Annotated in this window: 17 protein-coding genes; 12 read left to right on the top strand and 5 right to left on the bottom strand. The window is 72.6% G+C overall.

The window, feature by feature from the left end:
• Positions 1 to 206: 206 nt before the first annotated feature.
• Complete coding sequence (locus tag ACIBAG_RS13760) at positions 207 to 1,325, top strand: alpha/beta hydrolase (RefSeq protein ID WP_399104448.1); 1,119 nt, start codon at positions 207 to 209, stop codon at positions 1,323 to 1,325.
• A gap of 157 nt (positions 1,326 to 1,482) precedes the next feature.
• Positions 1,483 to 3,000, top strand: a complete 1,518-nt coding sequence (locus ACIBAG_RS13765; protein ID WP_399104450.1) for a hypothetical protein — start codon at positions 1,483 to 1,485, stop codon at positions 2,998 to 3,000.
• A gap of 38 nt (positions 3,001 to 3,038) precedes the next feature.
• Here the strand turns inward: ACIBAG_RS13765 and ACIBAG_RS13770 are convergent, their stop codons facing one another.
• The gene (locus ACIBAG_RS13770; RefSeq protein WP_399104452.1) at positions 3,039 to 4,373 is read right to left on the bottom strand and encodes a PH domain-containing protein; all 1,335 of its coding nucleotides are present in this window, start codon (positions 4,371 to 4,373) and stop codon (positions 3,039 to 3,041) included.
• A complete protein-coding gene (locus ACIBAG_RS13775; protein WP_399104454.1) occupies positions 4,370 to 4,903 on the bottom strand; it encodes a PH domain-containing protein in 534 nt (177 codons plus the stop codon). Before ACIBAG_RS13775 ends, ACIBAG_RS13770 begins: the two co-directional genes overlap by 4 nt.
• A 31-nt stretch (positions 4,904 to 4,934) precedes the next feature.
• On the opposite strand from ACIBAG_RS13775, the gene ACIBAG_RS13780 reads away from it, so the two are divergent.
• Positions 4,935 to 6,086 (top strand): NADH-quinone oxidoreductase subunit D, encoded by a 1,152-nt coding sequence (locus tag ACIBAG_RS13780; RefSeq protein ID WP_399104456.1) that lies wholly within the window; start codon positions 4,935 to 4,937, stop codon positions 6,084 to 6,086.
• A gap of 133 nt (positions 6,087 to 6,219) precedes the next feature.
• Here ACIBAG_RS13780 and ACIBAG_RS13785 read toward each other — a convergent pair whose 3' ends face one another.
• Entirely contained in the window at positions 6,220 to 7,347 is a 1,128-nt protein-coding gene (locus ACIBAG_RS13785; protein ID WP_399104458.1) for an SAM-dependent methyltransferase, read from the bottom strand.
• Positions 7,348 to 7,465: 118 nt separating this feature from the next.
• On the opposite strand from ACIBAG_RS13785, the gene ACIBAG_RS13790 reads away from it, so the two are divergent.
• The 3 genes from ACIBAG_RS13790 to ACIBAG_RS13800 all read left to right on the top strand — a co-directional run bounded on the left by ACIBAG_RS13790 (position 7,466) and on the right by ACIBAG_RS13800 (position 10,110).
• Complete coding sequence (locus ACIBAG_RS13790; protein ID WP_399104460.1) at positions 7,466 to 8,680, top strand: sensor histidine kinase; 1,215 nt, start codon at positions 7,466 to 7,468, stop codon at positions 8,678 to 8,680.
• Positions 8,681 to 8,754: 74 nt separating this feature from the next.
• Positions 8,755 to 9,426, top strand: coding sequence for a response regulator (locus ACIBAG_RS13795; RefSeq protein ID WP_399104462.1), 672 nt, complete (start codon positions 8,755 to 8,757; stop codon positions 9,424 to 9,426).
• A 51-nt stretch (positions 9,427 to 9,477) separates the two neighbouring features.
• Positions 9,478 to 10,110 (top strand): AAA family ATPase, encoded by a 633-nt coding sequence (locus tag ACIBAG_RS13800; RefSeq protein WP_399104464.1) that lies wholly within the window; start codon positions 9,478 to 9,480, stop codon positions 10,108 to 10,110.
• A 3-nt stretch (positions 10,111 to 10,113) separates the two neighbouring features.
• Here the strand turns inward: ACIBAG_RS13800 and ACIBAG_RS13805 are convergent, their stop codons facing one another.
• Positions 10,114 to 11,220 (bottom strand): DUF5937 family protein, encoded by a 1,107-nt coding sequence (locus ACIBAG_RS13805; protein WP_399104466.1) that lies wholly within the window; start codon positions 11,218 to 11,220, stop codon positions 10,114 to 10,116.
• Between the two features lie 159 nt (positions 11,221 to 11,379).
• Here ACIBAG_RS13805 and ACIBAG_RS13810 point away from each other — a divergent pair, with 159 nt between their 5' ends.
• Entirely contained in the window at positions 11,380 to 11,595 is a 216-nt protein-coding gene (locus tag ACIBAG_RS13810) for a hypothetical protein (protein ID WP_399104468.1), read from the top strand.
• On the opposite strand, the gene ACIBAG_RS13815 is transcribed toward ACIBAG_RS13810, so the two are convergent.
• Positions 11,585 to 12,772 carry a threonine aldolase family protein gene (locus ACIBAG_RS13815; protein ID WP_399104470.1) on the bottom strand — a complete coding sequence of 396 codons (1,188 nt, stop codon included), beginning with the start codon at positions 12,770 to 12,772 and terminating at the stop codon, positions 11,585 to 11,587. The genes ACIBAG_RS13810 and ACIBAG_RS13815 overlap by 11 nt on opposite strands.
• Before the next feature lie 196 nt (positions 12,773 to 12,968).
• Between ACIBAG_RS13815 and ACIBAG_RS13820 the strand changes: the two genes are divergently transcribed.
• Genes ACIBAG_RS13820 through ACIBAG_RS13840 form a run of 5 tightly spaced genes read left to right on the top strand, consistent with a single transcriptional unit; the run spans position 12,969 to position 18,436 of the window.
• Positions 12,969 to 13,907: a Rossmann-like and DUF2520 domain-containing protein gene (locus ACIBAG_RS13820; protein ID WP_399104472.1), complete on the top strand. Its 939-nt coding sequence runs from the start codon at positions 12,969 to 12,971 to the stop codon at positions 13,905 to 13,907.
• Positions 13,904 to 14,902: a pantoate--beta-alanine ligase gene (gene panC, locus ACIBAG_RS13825; RefSeq protein ID WP_399104474.1), complete on the top strand. Its 999-nt coding sequence runs from the start codon at positions 13,904 to 13,906 to the stop codon at positions 14,900 to 14,902. Before ACIBAG_RS13820 ends, panC begins: the two co-directional genes overlap by 4 nt.
• Complete coding sequence (locus ACIBAG_RS13830; RefSeq protein WP_399104476.1) at positions 14,899 to 16,653, top strand: L-aspartate oxidase; 1,755 nt, start codon at positions 14,899 to 14,901, stop codon at positions 16,651 to 16,653. The genes panC and ACIBAG_RS13830 overlap by 4 nt, the downstream gene beginning before the upstream one ends.
• A gap of 5 nt (positions 16,654 to 16,658) precedes the next feature.
• Complete coding sequence (nadC, locus tag ACIBAG_RS13835; RefSeq protein WP_399104478.1) at positions 16,659 to 17,630, top strand: carboxylating nicotinate-nucleotide diphosphorylase; 972 nt, start codon at positions 16,659 to 16,661, stop codon at positions 17,628 to 17,630.
• Positions 17,631 to 17,638: 8 nt separating this feature from the next.
• Complete coding sequence (locus ACIBAG_RS13840; RefSeq protein ID WP_399104480.1) at positions 17,639 to 18,436, top strand: type III pantothenate kinase; 798 nt, start codon at positions 17,639 to 17,641, stop codon at positions 18,434 to 18,436.
• Positions 18,437 to 18,789: the final 353 nt, after the last annotated feature.

The following is an 18,789-nucleotide window of genomic DNA, read 5'->3' on the forward strand; positions in this document are numbered from 1 at the left end:
ACCTTGGATCCGGTGCCGATTCGGGCATCCGGCGACATTGCGCCCTCTAGGACGGTGTCTCGAGGGGAGAGGTTCACTCGGCTCCCCAAAACCGTTTCAAAGGCCAAGGAAAGTCCGGGGCAAGCCCTTGCGAAGGAGCGGGGGAGGCAGCGCGGGGAGCAGGTGTCCGCGCGGCCCGGGCGGAAAGCGTGGACAGGTAACCATCGATGGGTCTCACGAGCGACAAGGTGCTGGCGCTGGCGGTTCTCGCCGCCGTAGGGCTGTTCGTCGGCACGGTGTGGCAGTGGCCACGGCTGGCGCGGCGCGGCTGGCGGGCGGTGAGCGCACGGGTGGGCCTGCTGCTCTCCACGCAGCTGGTCATCTTCATGGCCGTGGGCCTCGCCGCCAACCAGGCCTTCGGGTTCTACGCCAGCTGGGCCGACCTGTTCGGGCAGGAGAAGGACCAGGGCGTCGTCGTGGACCACACGCCGGAACGCGGGCCGCTGCGGGTCACGGACACCGAGCGGGTGCCGGGGGCGGCGAGCTCCAGTCCGCGCCTCGGCGGCCAGATCCAGAAGGTCGACATCGTGGGCCGGACGTCGCACATCGCCACACCCGCGTACGTCTATCTGCCGCCCGAGTATTTCCAGCCGGAGTACCGCACGCGGAAGTTCCCGGCGGCCGTGGTCCTTACCGGTTATCCCGGTACGGCCCGGGCGCTGGTGGACAAGCTCGACTATCCGCGTACGGCCGCGAGGCTCGCCGCACAGGGCCGTATGGAGCCGATGATCCTGGTGATGATGCGGCCGACGGTGGCGCCGCCGCGGGACACCGAGTGCGTGGACATTCCCGGGGGCCCGCAGACCGAGACGTTCTTCGCGTCCGACCTGCCGGAGGCCGTGACCGGCCACTACAGGGTGGGCGACGGGCCCGGCAGTTGGGGAATCATCGGGGACTCGACCGGCGGCTACTGCGCGTTGAAGCTCGCCATGCACCATCCCGGGGCGTACGCCGCGGGCGCGGGGCTTTCCGCGTACTACAACGCGCCGATCGACGCCACGACCGGCGATCTCTTCCAGGGTGACGAGGAACTGCGCAATCGCGCGAACCTGTGGTGGTACCTCAAGCACATGCCGGCTCCGGACACTTCACTGCTCGTCAGCAGCAGCAAAGTTGGAGAATCCAACTACAAGGCCACGCTGAAGTTCATTGAGCGCGTGAAGGCCACGAAGCTGACGCGCATCTCGTCGATCATCCTCGAAAGCGGCGGGCACAACTTCAACACCTGGCGGCGGGAGATTCCGGGGACGCTGGAGTGGATGAGCGGGCGGCTGAGCGGCAGGTGAGACGGCCGCAGCGGTGGAGCTCCGGTGCTTTGTGATCTTGGTTCTTGGTTAATTCGGCGTCGGATCCGATTCCCGATGCCCGGTGAACGACTCGCGATGGCTGTCTTTTTACGGGGCGGGGCAACAAGATTCGCCTACGCGCGGTAAGTTTCTGGCCATGCCACGTGGACGTCACCGTCATTCACCGCCCTTGCACAGGTTGCTGCCCCCGTCGGCGATCGCGGGCGTCTCCGTCGTCTGTGCCCTCGCCCCCTGGGTGTTCACCGAGCCCGTCGTGCTGCGCGGCCTTGCCGCGGCCGCCGCGGCGACGGCGGTGGTCGGCGCGGTCGTCCTGCGCCGCTGGGACACCCAGGCCGGCAAGAAGGTCGCCGACCTCACGCGCGCGCGTGCGAGCGACGAGTGGCGGTACGAGGAGCGGGTCGCCGAGCTGGAGACCGACCTCGAGGAGTCGCGCGAGCTGCGCATGAAGCTGGAGCAGCGGCTGCGGGCCAAGCGGGCGGAACTGGCGGGTCTGCGCAACGAGCACGCGGCGCTGCTGCGCCGGTACGCCACGTCCGAGACCGAGCGCGCGAGCGTCCTGGAGGAGCGCCGGGTTCTGGAGATAGAGGCGACCACACCCGCGCGCGCGTTGCCGCCGGCGCCGGTCGCCGCCGCTTCGGCGCGGGACGCGGAGGCTGTGGCTGCCTCCGCGGACGCTGTGGCGGAGGATGCGGAAACCGAGTCCGCCGAGGAGACGCCGGCGGCTCCGGCGGTCTTCTCGCCGGAGGGGTCGCGGCTGTTCCTGCGCGCCAAGGCGGCGTTGGCGCGGTTCGACGAGGATGAGGCCGTCAAGGGCGGCGAGTCCGCGACGGACGGCGAGCCAGTGAAGGGCGGCGAGCCCGAGAAGGACGGCGAGCCAGTGAAGGGCGGCGAGTCGGCCAAGGACGAGTTCCCGAAGGACGAGCCGCCGAAGGACGAGCCGCCGAAGGGCGACGGGCCGTCCAACGACGAGCCGGCGAAGGACGGTTCGGGCGCCACCGAGGCGCAGAGGCAGAGCTCCACGTCGCGGATTTCCGAGGCGGGGACGTCCGAGGTGCAGACCACCGGGGCGCAGACCACCGAGCACCAGACCACCAAGGCGCAGACCACCCAGGCCGGGCAGGTCGGCGGATCCGCTACGGAGCCCGCGCTGGAGGACGAAGCGCAGGGGAAGCCCGAGGCGGTCGACGGGCACGAGCGCGCGGCCGCCAACACCACGGCAGACGCCCTCACCAAGGCGGACGCCGTAGCTACGGCGTCCGCGGTCGGTACGGCGCAGGCCGTCACCGCGGCCCGGCCCGCCCTGCCGCCGGCCGGTTCCGTCCCGTCGCAGCAGCCCGCCGGTCACTTCATCGCGCCGACCGCCGTGGCCGTCGTACCGGCGACGCCCGTACGGCGTGCGGCGATCGAGGGCGGCTTCGACTTCTTCGGTACGAAGAAGGGGGCGGCGGCGCCCTCCGCGCTGGAGTCGGTCCAGAACGAGGACCTGGCCGACGTCGTCGGGCAGGAGGCCCTCGCCCTCCACAAGGCCGAGTCCGAGGCCGAGTTCAAGACGGCGGACGACGAGTCCCGGGGGATCGGTCAGGTCATCGACCTGACGGCGCACGACGAGACGGAACAGATCGATGTCCAGGGGCTGCGGAGCGCGGTTTCCTGACGCGGCTTCCCGACGCCGCCGGGTGATCCGGCCCGGCGTCAGGCCATCCACCGATCCGGCCGGGCCACCTTCCGTCCCGTACGTGACCGCTCCGCCTGCCCCCGCAGCAGCTCCGCGGCCTCCCCGGCGTCCCTCAGCCGGGCGGTCACGGTCTTGTTGGCCCCGGTGTCCACGTGGACGTCGGAAACGCCCCACACGCGCTGCCAGGGGCCCTGGGTCAGCCGTACGCTCTGGACCTTCGCGTGCGGTACGAGCGCCAGGCTGCGCCGGAACAGCCCGATGCGGGCGGCGAACACAGCGTCCGTGACGGCCAGGCCGTACCCACGCCACCACAGCGGCACGCACCGGCCCGCCCGCCGCGGCGGACGCACCAGGGACGCGCGGGTGGGGACGGTCACGCCGGGCAGCACGCGCGCGATGACCGATTCCGCGACCTCGCGCGGGGCGACCGGGAGCAGAACCGAGTTCGACGAGCCGGCAACGTCCAGTTCCACTCGCACCCATCCGCGCCGCCGCCACAGCAGCGGCTCCACGATCCGAACCGTCTGGACACGGCCGGGCGGCACCGTCTCGTGCGCCCGGTCGAGCAGCCCGTGGTCTATGCGCAGCCCGTCCGGCGACTCGCCCACCGTCCAGTCGTACTCGGTGACGAACCGTCCCACGCTGCTCGCCCCCGCCGCGCCGAACAGCGGAACCGCGGTCGCGAGCACCGTCCACGGGCTCTCGGTGACCAGCCAGAGGATCGCGGGAACGACGACAGCGGCGGCCAGTGTTGCCCAGGTGGCGCCGGTCAGGACGAGCGAGACGGCCAGGACGGCCGGAGGCACGCGCAGCAGCTGGTGGGCCGGCGCCTCGCCGACCTCGTGCGCCGTCTCGGGCGCGAAACCGGCGGCGCGTGCGAGGAGTTCCGCGCGCAGCGCACGCGCCTCCTCCGCGCCGAGGAAGGCGAGTTCGTCCTTCTTGTCGGTGCCTATGACGTCCAGTTTGAGCTTCGAGACGCCCGCCACGCGCGCGAGGAGCGGCTGGGTGACGTCGATGGCCTGGATGCGTTCCAGCCGGATGTGCGCGGTGCGCCGGAACACCAGGCCGGTACGGATGCGCAGTTCCGTGTCGGTCACCGCGAAGTGCGTGAACCACCAGGTGAGGAAGCCGTACAGGGCGGCCGCGGGGACGAGCACGGCGAGCGCGATCAGGAGGGTCGTCGTGGTCAGCCGGGTCAGCTGGCGCTGCGCCTGGTCGGGGTCGTGCACGGCCCACCCGATCAGCACGGCGACCGGCGCCCACGCGCGCCTCAGCGGAGTCACGGGGTGCAGGCGCCGTTCGGTCACGGGGCGCCGCTCGCGTACGGCGTCGTCGACGCCCGGCGTCGTCACAGGCCCGCCGATCGTGCCTCGCCCAGCTCGGTGAGCCGGTCACGCAGCCGCTCGGCCTCGGCCGGGTCGAGGCCGGGGATGGTGGCGTCGGTGGCCGCCGCGGCCGTGTGCAGCTGCACGCTGGCCAGGCCGAAGTGCCGCTCGACGGGGCCCGAGGTGACCTCGACCAACTGCATGCGGCCGTACGGCACCACCGTCTCCTCGCGCCACAGCACGCCCCGGCTGATCAACAGGTCGTCGGCGCGCTCGGCGTAGCGCCACGAACGCCAGTTGCGGCCCAGCATCGCCCAGCCCCACGCCAGGAGCGCCAGTGGCAGCAGCGCGAAGGCCGCCCAGGCGGGCCCGGCGAGCAGGCCGAGCAGTACCGCGAGGCCGATCGTCAGCAGGCCCAGCCACACCACCAGCAACAGCCGTCGCATGCGGAGCAGGCCGGGCGGCAGCCCGGTCCACCCCGGCTCGGCCCCCGCGTCTTCGGTTCCCGCCTGCTCGTCTCCCGCTGTCCCCGTGTTCCCCGGGCTCCCCGTCTCCATGAGGCCAGCGTACGTAGGAGAGACTGTGTCCATGACTCCTACGACGGAGACCATGGTCGGTATCGGCGGCGCCGCGGAGAGCACCGACATGGTGCTCAACATCGGGCCCCAGCACCCGTCGACGCACGGTGTGCTGCGCCTCAAGCTCGTCCTGGACGGCGAGCGCATCACGCGCGCGGAGCCGGTGATCGGCTACATGCACCGCGGCGCGGAGAAGCTCTTCGAGGCCCGCGACTACCGGCAGATCATCATGCTCGCCAACCGCCACGACTGGCTGTCGGCGTTCTCCAACGAGCTGGGCGTCGTGCTCGCCGTGGAGCGCATGCTCGGCATGGAGGTGCCACAGCGGGCGGTGTGGACCCGGACGCTGCTCGCGGAGCTCAACCGGGTGCTCAACCACCTGATGTTCCTCGGGTCGTACCCGCTGGAGCTGGGCGGGATCACGCCGATCTTCTACGCCTTCACGGAGCGCGAGGAACTCCAGCACGTGATGGAGGAGGTCTCCGGCGGGCGTATGCACTACATGTTCAACCGGGTGGGAGGCCTGAAGGAGGACCTGCCGGCCGGGTGGACCACGCGCGCGCGTACCGCCGTCGCCGATGTGCGCTCGCGGATGGACCGGTTCGACGACCTGGTGCTCGGCAACGAGATCTTCCGGGGGCGCACGCGGGGCGTGGGCGCCCTCGCACCGGAGACAGCGCACGCGTACGGCGTGAGCGGGCCGATCGCGCGCGCCTCGGGAGTGGACTTCGATCTGCGCCGGGACGAGCCCTATCTCGCGTACGGCGAGCTGGGGGACGTCCTGAAGGTCGTGACCCGGGACGAGGGCGACTGCCTGGCCCGGTTCGAGTGCCTGCTGGAGCAGACACACAACTCCCTCGACCTCGCCGACGCCTGCCTCGACCGCCTCGCCGAGCTGCCGCCCGGGCCGATCAACCAGCGGCTCCCCAAGGTGCTGAAGGCGCCCGAGGGGCACACCTACGCGTGGACCGAGAACCCGCTCGGCATCAACGGCTACTACCTCGTCAGCAAGGGCGAGAAGACCCCGTACCGCCTGAAGCTGCGCTCGGCGTCCTACAACAACATCCAGGCGCTGGTGGAGCTGCTGCCGGGCACGCTGGTCGCGGACATGGTGGCGATTCTGGGGTCGATGTTCTTCGTGGTCGGGGACATCGACAAGTAGGTCGGGGGGCGGGGCGAGGGCGCAGGGGGATGGTGCGCCCGGTAGGTGGGTCGGGAATTCCAACCGAGGGAAGTGCCCGGTCCGCCGGTACGTCCGGATTTCCAACCGACGCACCTGGTCGATCCGCACCTGGTCAATCCGTCAATACGTCCGGAATGCCCACCGGCTGCAGCAGCCACCCGAAGTCCCCGAGCCCGCCCGGCGCGGTCAGCTCGGCGGCTTCGCCGGCGGTGGCCAGGGCTCGTACGTACTCGGCGGGGTGCGTGGAGGCCAGCTCCAGTGGGGGTCGTGCGCCCGTGACACCCAGGGTGCGCAAGGCGGCGCGCTGGGACAGCAGGCGCGCTCCGGGCAGCGCGCACGCCTCGGCGCACGCGTCCAGCGCGACATGCGCCGTGATGTCGCACGAGCCGTCCGGCACGGGTGCCGTCTCGCGGCCGTCGCGGAAGCCGGTGAGCGTCCCGAACGGCGGTCGCTCCCGGGCCGTGTGCGCGTAGTCCACGGCGACGGCGAGCCCCCGCTCCAAGGCCGCGACCGCGCCGGCCCAGGCCGCGTCGCGCGGCAGCCCGATCTCGGCCCGCAGCCCCGCCTGGCCCGCGGCGCCTCCGCCGGCGACCGGCCCTGGCGCGACCACGCGGGCGCGCGGCGTCGGCGCACCTTCTCCGCCCGGCGCATCTCCGCCCGGCGCGCCTTCCGTGCCCCGCGCTCCCTCCGCGCGCCCCAACGGCCACCACCGCTCCAGCCACTCCGCCTCGGCACCCGCGACCGGCTCCCCGAGGCGCTCCGTCCCGTCCCGGCGTACGAGGACCTGACGTGGTACGCCCGCGGAGTCGACTTCCGCGACCTCCACCGGGACGTTGTCCAGCCACTCGTTGGCGAAGAGCAGACCCGTGAGCCCCGGCGGCGGCTCCGGCAGCCACTCGATCCGGTGATCGAGGGCCCGCGGGCGATCGGCGATCTCGACGGCGTACGCCCGCGTGCGTGCCGCCACCTCGGCGGGAAGGGCCGCCAGTACGCCCGTGACCAGCTCGCCCCGCCCCGCCGCCATGTCGACGAAGCCGAGCGACGCGGGCCGGCCCAGGGCCTCGTCGACCCGGCACAGCAGCCGGGCGACGGCACCGGCGAAGAGGGACGACGCGTGCACGGACGTACGGAAGTGACCGGCCGGTCCCTCGGGCCGGCGATAGAAGCCGCCCGGCCCGTACAGGGCGGATTCCGCCGCCGCACGCCACCCGCGCCACTCACCTGCCGCCTCTGCTGTCACCGGCCCAGGCTAAGCGCACAGAAGAACGCAGCCTCCACCTTGGGGAGTACGCGCGCGGGACGCGGATCGGCCCTCCGGTTGACCCCTGCACGCATCTCGCTTCCCTACTCTGGGTTACGTGCAGCGCCTCTATGACTTCATCCGCAGGCACCCGACATGGGTCGACGGCTTCTGGGCCGTCTTCCTTCTCGGGATCTCTGCGGTCACCGTCACCGTCCGGGACGAGGGCGGTCAGAACCCTCCGGGCACGGACTCCGAGGCAGCCATCGTCGCGGTGGTCCTCATGCTGTGCCTGGTGATCGCGCTGCGCCGGCGGATGCCGGAGAAGATGCTGCTGCTGGCCATCGGCGTGGGACTGGCCCAGCTGGTGCTGAACGTGGCGACCACACCCGCCAACTTCGCCTTCCTGGTGATCGTCTACACCGTCGCCGCGACCGGCGCCCGCTGGGCCTCCCGGCTCGCCCTGGCCGCCGGCCTGTGCGCGGCACCCGTGGCGCAGTTGCGCTGGCCGGAGCAGGACTCCAGCGCCCTGGGCACAGTGGCTCTGATGATCTTCACGTCGGTGCCCTTCGCGCTCGCCTGGGTGCTCGGCGACTCGATCCGCACCCGCCGTGCCTACTACGAACAGCTGGAGGAGCGCGCGACCCGGCTCGAAAAGGAGCGCGAGGCGCAGGCGAAGGTCGCGGTCGCAGCTGAACGCGCCCGGATCGCGCGCGAGCTGCACGACGTCGTCGCGCACAACGTCTCCGTGATGGTGGTGCAGGCCGACGGTGCCGCCTATGTCCTCGACGCCGCCCCCGACCAGGCCAAGATGGCCCTGGAGACCATCTCCTCCACCGGCCGCCAGGCCCTCGCCGAGATGCGCCGCCTGCTGGGCGTGCTACGCACGGGCGAGCACCAGGAGGGCGGCGAGTACGTCCCGCAGCCCGACGTGGAGCAGATCGACGAGCTCATCCAGCAGTGCCGCAGCTCCGGCCTGCCGGTCGACTTCAAGGTCGAGGGCACCCCGCGCCCGCTGCCCAGCGGCGTCGAGCTGACGGCGTACCGCATCGTGCAGGAGGCGCTGACGAACACGCGCAAGCACGGCGGTCCGAACGCGGGCGCGAGCGTGCGCCTGGTCTACTTCGACGACGGCCTCGGCCTGCTCGTCGAGGACGACGGCAAGGGCGCCCCGCACGAGCTGTACGAGGACGGCGGCGCCGACGGCAGCGGGCACGGCCTGATCGGCATGCGCGAACGCGTCGGCATGGTCGGCGGCACCCTGGACGCGGGGCCCCGCCCGGGCGGAGGATTCCGCATCAGTGCGCTGCTGCCGCTCAAACCAGCCCACTGACGCCTGCGCACGCCCCTTGTTGACACCTGTAACGCCCCTGTAGACGGACCCGGAAGACACGGAAGAGGACCCCGATGACGATCCGCGTGATGCTCGTCGACGACCAGGTGCTGCTGCGCACCGGGTTCCGGATGGTGCTCGCGGCCCAGCCGGACATGGAGGTCGTCGCCGAGGCGGGCGACGGCGTCGAGGCCCTCCAGGTGCTGCGTTCGACCCCCGTCGACGTCGTCCTGATGGACGTGCGCATGCCGAAGCTGGACGGCGTGGAGACCACCCGCCGCATCTGCTCCGACCCCGAACCGCCCAAGGTGCTGATCCTCACCACCTTCGACCTGGACGAGTACGCCTTCTCCGGCCTGAAGGCGGGCGCCTCCGGCTTCATGCTCAAGGACGTGCCGCCCGGCGAACTCCTCGCCGCCATCCGCTCGGTGCACAGCGGCGACGCGGTGGTCGCCCCGTCGACGACCCGGCGCCTGCTGGACCGGTTCGCGCCCATGCTGCCGTCCGCCGGCAAGGAGTCCCAGCACAAGGAGCTCGAGCGGCTCACCGACCGCGAGCGCGAGGTCATGGTGCTGGTCGCGCAGGGCCTGTCCAACGGCGAGATCGCGGCCCGGCTGGTGCTGTCGGAGGCGACCGTGAAGACCCACGTGGGGCGCATCCTGACCAAGCTGGGGCTGCGCGACCGGGTGCAGGTGGTCGTCCTGGCGTACGAGACGGGGCTGGTGCGGGCCGGCGGGCACGGCTGACGTCCAGCGGCGCGTGACCCTCGCGTAACCGGTGCCCACTAGGGTCTGCGCATGCTCCTGTGGATCAACGGCCCTTTCGGGGGTGGCAAGACGCAGACCGCCTACGAGATCCAGCGCCGCCTGCCCGGCAGCGTGGTCTGCGATCCCGAGCACGCCGGATTCGGGCTGCGGCGCACCCTCCCGCCCGGGCTGCGAGGCGACTTCCAGGACTTGGTGTCCTGGCGGCAAGGCGTCGTCGAGGTCCTCGACCTCGCCCTCACCGAGCACGACGGTGTGGTGATCGCCCCCATGACGGTCACGAACTCCGGCTATTTCGCCGAGACGGTCGGCCGACTGCGCGAACTCGGCCATGACGTGAGGCACTTCACCCTCCTCGCCGAGCGTGAGACGGTCCTGAAGCGGCTGCGGGAGCGGGGCTTCGGACACCTCCTTCAGTACGTCGCCGCAAAGAACGCCGGGCTGCGCCGGGAGAGTTGGGCCGTTGAGCAGCTCGACCACTGCCTGGAGCGGTTGCGGGAGCCGGAGTTCGCCGAGCATCTGTGGACGGACCGCTCCACGGTGCCGAAGACGGCGGACCGCATCGCCGTGCTGGCCGGGCTGCGGCTACGGCCGAACACCGAGGGCGCGCTGCGGACGCGGCTGCGGCAGGTGGGCGTCGGGATCAGGCACATCCGGTTCGACTGACGGTCACCTCAGCAGCGCCTCCAGGAAGTCGCCGCCGAGCCGTGCCACCGCGGTGACGTCCAGTTGGTGCAGAACGTACCGGCCTCGGCGGCGGGTGGTGATCAGGCCGGCCTTCTTGAGGACGCTCAGGTGCCGGGATATCTCGGGCGCGGTCATGCCGTGGATCTGTACGAGCTCGCTCGTGGTGCAGGTGCTGCGGGCGAGATTGCGGCAGAGCTGCATGCGCACCGGGTGGGACAGGGCGCTCATCCGCAGGGTCAGCTGGTCGACCGAGGGCGGCGCGGCGAGGCCGGGGGAGCCGACCGGGTAGTGCAGGACCGGCTGCCAGCCGTGCCGGTACAGCACCTGCAGGTGCGGCCAGCCCAGGCTCGTCGGCACCAGCAGCAGGCTTCGGTCCTTGATGACGGTGTGGCCCTGGCGCAGCTTGTCGATCGTGACCCTGCCGGCGGTCTCGTCGACCCTCACCGCCGGGGACACCGCGGTCAGCGCCTCGGTCAGCCCCTTGTGCCGCAGCAGGTCGGTCTTGTGCCGGGCGTCCGCCGCGAGCTGGTGGCGCAGGCGGGACCACGCCTCGGCGAAGAACGCCTCGTCGCAGTCCTGGAGGAACTGCCGCAGCCAGGACCGGATGCGCGGCGGGTCCGCCAGCAACCGCTCGCTGAACCGCAACTGCTGCGGCCCGCGCGCGGCGGCCAGCTCCAGAGCACGTCGGCGCAGGCCCGCGTCGGCGAGTACGTCGGGCGCCGGCGTCTCGTACGGCAGCGCGCAGGTGAACTCCAGCGCGGCGTCCACGAACTGCTCGTCGGTGAGCTTGTCCAGCTGGTCCAGCTCCTCCGCGAGCGTGGCTCCCGGGAGCGTGCTGCCGCCCGGGATGCCGGCGAACGGCAGGAACAGGTCCGACGACGTCGTCCGCCACAGGAAGTCGGCCTCGCACATCCGGTCGGCCAGGTGCGAGTCCAGCCGGGCCGTCACGCTCGTCACCCAGCCCTGCAGCCCCGGGTGGTGCCCCGGTTCCGACAGCGCGTGCAGCGCCATGCCGAGCTCGGCCAGGGGCGAGGGCACGACGGCCAGCCCCTCCGGCCGCAGCCCGGCGATGTCGATGCTCACGGTCATGCCCTCATGGTGCACCGGGCCACTGACAACGCGGCCGCCGATTGACAGCTGCCGTCAATCGACGCGACGTGGCCGCCGCAGGGAGGCAAGCCTGGGAGCACCGGGGCAGCCGCGGAGCCCGATCCCCACTACGTCATGCCTCCGAGAAGGCGATACGTCATGAGCATCACGCAGCACCACCTCCTCGACACCTACCGCGCACGGCAGCTCGACGAGCCCGCGCCGCCCGCGCCCGGCGCACACGACTGGCAGGTCGTGCGCGAGTGGCGCGACCACCGGCAGTTCCGGGCGGTCGTCGCCGGCCGCCCGGCCCGCGGGCGGCTACGGCAGGCCCTGGGCCGGTGGCTGCGCCCGCGGCCCCGCTCTAGCTGCTGACCTCCTCGGTCAGCAGGGCCACGAACCGGGCGACGGCCTCCGTCACGTCGTCGGCCGTCCACTCCAGCCCGGCGGCCCGTACGTAGACCTCGGTGCAGGCCAGGCCGGGCCCCTTGGTGTCCCAGCCGCCCGCGAACAGCAGGGTTCCCGTCTCCTCCGCCTGCCGGACAGCCGCCTCCGCGAGGACATCGGCGTCGTACGGCAGCCAGACCTGGAACTCGTTCGTGTGCGGCGGCTCGGGGTTGACCCGCGTCCAGGGCACCCCGGCCGCCGCGAACCCCTCGCGCAGGGCTGCGGCCGCCACGCGCGCGTGGGCGACGTACTCGGGCAGCCGGGGGAGTTCCCGCCGCAGGCCGGCGAGCGCCGACAGCGCGGTCGGGAACTGCTGGAACACGGTGCCGCCGTAGCGGTGCCGCCAGGCCTTCGCCTCGTCCACCAGCGTCTTCGGACCGGCGAGGGCCGCGCCGCCGAAACCGTCGAGGGACTTGTAGAACGACACGTAAACGCTGTCCGCCAGGCCCGCGATCTCCTCCAGCGGGCGGCCGAAGTGGACGGTGGACTCCCACAGGCGCGCGCCGTCGAAGTGCACCACCGCGTCGCGCTCCCGTGCCGCCTCCACGACCTCTGTGAGCTCCTCCCAGGAAGGCAGGAGGAAACCGGCGTCGCGGAGCGGCAGTTCCAGCATCAGCGCCCCGAAGGGCTCCTCGAAGTCGCGCACCTCGGCGGCGGTCGGCAGCCGCGGCTCGCTCGTCACGCGGACCGGTCGCAGCCCGCTGACCTGGCTGAACGCGTTCCGCTCGTGCACTTCGGGGTGGGCCAGCGCATGCAGGGCGACGGTCGGGTTCCCGGTACGGCCCGCCCAGCAGCGCAGGGCCACCTGCTGGGCCATCGTGCCCGTCGGGAAGAAGGCGGCCGCCTCCGTGCCGAGCAGCCCGGCGGTCCGCTCCTCCAGGGCCTCGACGATGCCGTCGCCGTAGACGTCCGCCGGCTCGTCCAGGTCGTGCACCTCCAGCGCACGCGCCTCGTCCAGCAGCGCCAGGCGCTCGCGGAGAGTGCCCAGAAAACCGGGGCGCGCGAGCACGCGCCGCGCGCTGCGATAGGCGGCGATGCGCCGCTCACGGCGCTGCCTTCGCCGCTCGTCGTCAGTCAGCCCACCCTGCTCCGCCGTATCGCTCATGTCCCGGATCATGTCGCGCGCCCACCCACGCGGGCACCCGCATTTCGACCGCCGCCCCCACCGCCCGCGCGGGTGTGAACGGCGTGGCGAAACCCACAGCCTGTGGACGACCGAACGCCGCTCGAACCAATCGCGTTAACATGACGAGAAATCGTCCGGTACCCAGAGCGGACTGGAACGGGAAGGCCGCCTTCGCGTGACTACAAGCCAACAGCCAGATCCCCAGGACCGCCCCGCGCGGCTCACCGTCGGTGTCGTCGGCGCCGGCCGCGTGGGCCCCGCGCTCGCCGCGTCCCTCCAGCTCGCCGGGCACCGTCCGGTGGCCGTCTCCGGGGTCTCCGACGCCTCCCGGCGACGCGCCGAGCGGATGCTTCCCGACGTGCCGCTCGTGCCGCCCGCCGAAGTCCTCGCACGCGCCGAGCTGGTCCTGCTGACCGTCCCGGACGATGTCCTGCCCGGGCTGGTCGAGGGCCTCGCCGAGACCGGGGCCGTGAAGCCGGGCCAGCTGCTGGTGCACACCTCCGGGCGGTACGGCGCGAAGGTCCTGGACCCCGCCCTGCGCGCGGGCGCGCTGCCGCTGGCCCTGCATCCGGCGATGACCTTCACCGGCACGCCCGTGGACGTCCAGCGCCTGGCCGGCTGCTCCTTCGGCGTCACCGCCCCCGAGGAGCTTCGGCTGGCCGCGGAGGCCCTCGTCATCGAGATGGGCGGCGAACCCGAGTGGGTCGCCGAGGAGATGCGCCCGCTGTACCACGCGGCACTCGCGCTGGGCGCGAACCACCTGGTGACACTGGTCGCCCAGTCCATGGAGCTGCTGCGCGAGGCGGGCGTCGCGGCCCCCGACCGGATGCTCGGCCCGCTGCTCGGCGCCGCCCTCGACAACGCCCTGCGCTCCGGCGACGCGGCCCTGACCGGCCCCGTCGCGCGCGGGGACGCGGGCACCGTCGCCGCGCACGTCACCGAGCTGCGGCGGCACGCCCCGCAGACCGTCGCCGGCTATCTCGCGATGGCCCGCGCGACCGCCGACCGGGCGCTCGCCCACGGACTGCTCAAACCGGAGCTCGCCGAGGACCTCCTCGGGGTACTCGCCGACGGGACCGACGGGACCAACGGCGCCGAGGGAGACGCCCGATGACCACCCTGCTGCGCACCGCCGACGAGTTGCACGCACGCGCGCGTGCCGGCCGCCGCGCCGTCGTGATGACCATGGGCGCCCTGCACGAGGGCCACGCCACCCTGATCCGCACCGCGCGCACGATCGCCGGACCGGAGGGCGAGGTCGTCGTCACCGTCTTCGTGAACCCCTTGCAGTTCGGCAAGGGCGAGGACCTCGACCGCTACCCGCGCACCCTGGAGGCCGACCTCAAGATCGCCGAAGAGGCGGGCGCGGACGCCGTGTTCGCCCCCTCGGTCGACGAGGTGTACCCGGGCGGCGAGCCCCAGGTGCGCATCAGCGCAGGGCCCATGGGCGAGCGCCTCGAAGGCGCCTCCCGCCCCGGCCACTTCGACGGCATGCTCACCGTCGTCGCCAAACTGCTCCACCTCACCCGCCCCGACATCGCCCTGTACGGCCAGAAGGACGCCCAGCAGCTCGCCCTGATCCGCCGTATGGTGCGCGACCTGAACTTCGGCGTCGAGATCGTCGGCGTCCCCACCGTGCGCGAGGAGGACGGCCTCGCCCTCTCCAGCCGCAACCGCTACCTCTCGCCCGGGGAACGCCGCACCGCGCTAGCCCTCTCCCAGGCGCTGTTCGCCGGCCGTGACCGCCACGCGGCGCAGGAGGCGCTGCGCGCGCGGGCCCGCGAAGTGCCCGCCACACGCGCGCGTGCCGAGGCGCTCAGCGCCATAGGGGAGTCCCGCGCGGCGGCCGACGCACACGCCGTCGCCAAGGCCGTCCCCGGCGCCGCGGCGGCCGTCCGCGCCGCCGCCCGCCTGGTCCTCGACGAGGCCGCCCGCCTCGACCCGCCGCTCGAACTGGACTACCTGGCGCTTGTCGACCCGTCGGACTTCACGGAGATCACCGATCACGAGGACGACTTCACCGGCGAGGCCGTCCTCGCCGTCGCGGCCCGGGTCGGGACGACCCGGCTGATCGACAACATCCCCCTCACCTTCGGAGCCGCCTCGTGACCAGCACAGGCATACGACTGCACGCGCCAGCGCCCGGGTGGTCCATCGCCGCGGACGTCGTGGTCGTCGGCTCCGGCGTGGCCGGCCTCACCGCGGCCCTGCGCTGCGAGGCCGCGGGCCTCAGGACGGTCGTGGTCACCAAGGCCCGCCTCGACGACGGCTCCACCCGCTGGGCCCAGGGCGGCATCGCCGCGGCCCTGGGAGAGGGCGACACCCCTGAACAGCACCTCGACGACACCCTGGTCGCGGGTGCGGGCCTGTGCGACGAGGAAGCGGTCCGCATCCTCGTCACCGAGGGCCCGGACGCCGTACGCCGCCTGATCGAGACCGGCGCCCACTTCGACGAGTCCGAGGAAGGCCGCCTGGAGCTCACCCGGGAGGGCGGCCACCACCGCCGCCGTATCGCCCACGCGGGCGGTGACGCGACCGGCGCGGAGATCTCCCGCGCCCTCGTCGAGGCGGTACGCGCGCGTGGACTCCGCACGATCGAGAACGCGCTCGTCCTCGACCTCCTGACGGACGCGGAGGGCCGCACGGCGGGCGTCACCCTGCACGTCATGGGCGAGGGCCAGCACGACGGCGTAGGAGCGGTCCACGCCCCCGCCGTGGTCCTCGCGACCGGCGGCATGGGCCAGGTCTTCTCGGCGACGACCAACCCCTCCGTCTCGACAGGCGACGGCGTGGCGCTCGCGCTCCGAGCCGGCGCCGAGGTCAGCGATCTCGAATTCGTGCAGTTCCACCCCACCGTCCTGTTCCTCGGCCCGGACGCGGAGGGCCAGCAGCCCCTGGTCTCCGAGGCGGTGCGCGGCGAGGGCGCCCACCTGGTCGACGCCGACGGCGTGCGCTTCATGCTCGGCCAGCACGAACTCGCCGAACTCGCCCCCCGGGACATCGTCGCCAAGGGCATCATGCGGCGCATGCAGGAGCTGGACGCCGAGCACATGTTCCTCGACGCCCGCCACTTCGGCGCCGACATGTGGGAGCACCGCTTCCCGACGATCCTGGCCGCCTGCCGCGCGAACGGCATCGACCCGGTCACCACCCCCATCCCGGTCGCCCCGGCCGCCCACTACGCCTCCGGCGGCGTCCGCACCGACTCCCGGGGCCGTACGACCGTCCCCGGCCTGTACGCGTGCGGCGAGGTGGCCTGCACGGGCGTGCACGGCGCCAACCGCCTGGCCTCCAACTCTCTCCTCGAAGGCCTGGTCTACGCCGAGCGCATCGCGGCGGACATCGCGGCGTCCCGCGCCGCCGACGGCCTCCACGCGCGCGTGCCGCACCCCGTGCCCTACCCGGAGACCCCCGAGCACCCCCTGCTCGCGCCCGAGGCCCGCTTCACGATCCAGCGGATCATGACCGACGGCGCCGGAGTCCTGCGCTCCGCCGACTCCCTCGCCAAGGCCGCCGAGCAGCTCCAGCAGCTGCACACTGAGGCCCGCGACGCCCTCACCGAGAACGGCAAGACGGCGGAACCCGGAGTGGACACCTGGGAGGCCACCAACCTCCTGTGCGTGGCCCGAGTCCTGGTCGCCGCAGCCGAACTCCGTGAGGAGACCCGCGGGTGCCACTGGCGCGAGGACGAGCCCGACCGGGACGACACGACATGGCGCCGCCACATCGTCGTACGCCTGAACCCGGACCGCACACTGGCCGTGCAGACCACCGAAACCGCAGACTTCCCCCCGACCCTCCCCCGAGCTCTCGACTTCGCTCGAGCAGGGGGCACGCCCATGCCACAGCAGGAGCAGTGACAGAAGTGACCACCCCCGACCTTCCCCTCGCCCCGACCGGCGGCTGCGGCGACGACTGCGCCTGCGGTGCCGACGAGGAGTATCTGGAGTGCGGCCTCGACCCCGCGCTCGCCCAGCTCCTGGCCGACGCGGGCCTCGACCCGGTCGAGGTCGAGGACATCGCCAATGTGGCCATCCAGGAGGACCTGGCGCACGGCGTGGACGTGACGACGGTCGCGACCATCCCCGAAGAGGCGGTCGCCACGGCCGACTTCGTCGCGCGCGAGGCGGGCGTCGTGGCGGGCCTCAGGGTCGCCGAAGCGGTCGTCTCGATCGTCTGCGAGGACGAGTTCGAGGTGGAGCGCCACGTGGAGGACGGCACCGAGGTGGCGGCAGGCCAGAAACTCCTCTCCGTCACCACCCGCACCCGAGACCTCCTGACGGCCGAACGCAGCGCCCTGAACATCCTCTGCCGCCTGTCGGGCATCGCGACGGCCACGCGCGCGTGGGCGGACGTACTGGACGGCACCAACGCCAAGGTCCGCGACACCCGCAAGACGACCCCGGGCCTGCGCGCGCTGGAGAAGTACGCGGTGCGCTGCGGAGGCGGCGTGAACCACCGCATGTCCCTCTCGGACGCGGCCCTGGTGAAGGACAACCACGTGGTCGCGGCGGGCGGCGTCGCACAGGCCTTCAAGGCAGTACGCGAAGCCTTCCCGGACCTCCCCGTCGAGGTCGAGGTGGACACCCTCCACCAGCTCCGCGAGGTCGTGGACGCGGGCGCGGACCTGATCCTCCTGGACAACTTCACGCCGGGCGAGTGCGAGGAGGCGGTGGCGATCGTGGCCGGCCGGGCGGCCCTCGAAGCCTCCGGCCGACTGACCCTCGCCAACGCCAGGGCGTACGCGGACACGGGCGTCGACTACCTGGCCGTAGGGGCCCTCACCCACTCCTCGCCGATCCTGGACATCGGCCTGGACCTGCGAGCGGCGGAGTAGGTACGGGCATGCTCCTCACGATCGACGTAGGCAACACCCACACCGTCCTCGGCCTCTTCGACGGCGAGGACATCGTCGAGCACTGGCGCATCTCGACGGACGCCCGCCGCACCGCCGACGAACTGGCGGTCCTCCTCCAGGGCCTGATGGGCATGCACCCGCTGCTCGGCGAGGAACTGGGCGACGGCATCGACGGAATCGCCATCTGCGCGACGGTGCCCTCGGTGCTGCACGAGCTGCGCGAGGTCACTCGGCGCTACTACGGCGATGTGCCCGCCGTGCTGGTCGAGCCCGGTGTGAAGACAGGCGTGCCGATCCAGTTCGACAACCCCAAGGAGGTCGGCGCCGACCGCATCATCAACGCGGTCGCGGCGAACGAGCTGTACGGCGGCCCGGCGATCGTCGTCGACTTCGGTACGGCGACCACCTTCGACGCGGTCTCCGCGCGCGGGGAGTACGTCGGCGGAGTCATCGCCCCCGGCATCGAGATCTCGGTGGAGGCCCTCGGAGTCAAGGCCGCACAGCTGCGCAAGATCGAGGTGGCACGGCCCAGGAACGTGATCGGCAAGAACACCGTCGAGGCGATGCAGTCGGGCATCGTCTACGGCTTCGCCGGCCAGGTGGATGGTGTGGTCTCCCGCATGGCCCGCGAACTCGCCGACGACCCCGACGACGTCACGGTCATCGCGACGGGCGGCCTGGCCCCCATGGTCCTGGGCGAGTCCTCGGTCATCGACGAACACGAGCCGTGGCTGACCCTGATCGGCCTACGCCTGGTCTACGAACGCAACGTCTCCCGCATGTGACTCCGTCGGTCGTGCCGCGAGCTGCGGTGCGGCGCGACTGGTGGGTTGCCCGGCGCTTGCGGGTCGCCCAGCGCCCACCCGTGCTGCCCCAGCGGCACGACTGCCCGCAGCTGGGGCGGCGGAAGGACGAGTACCCCTACGGGCCGGTGGTCGCGTACGGCGGGAAGGGGACGGGTCGGGGAGTGTCCGCCCGCAGTGGCCGGCGTCAAAACGCAGCGCCTCCTGGCCTGAGTCCAGCCGCCGGTCCGAGGACGGACACCCCCCCCCCCCGCCCCCCCCCCCCCCCCCCCCCCCCGCGCCACCCCCCCCCCCCCCCCCCCCCCCCGGCCCGCCGGGGGCGGGCGCCCCCCCCC

Origin of the sequence: Streptomyces sp. NPDC051243 (assembly GCF_044455405.1) — a bacterium.
Taxonomy (GTDB): Bacteria; Actinomycetota; Actinomycetes; order Streptomycetales; family Streptomycetaceae; genus Streptomyces.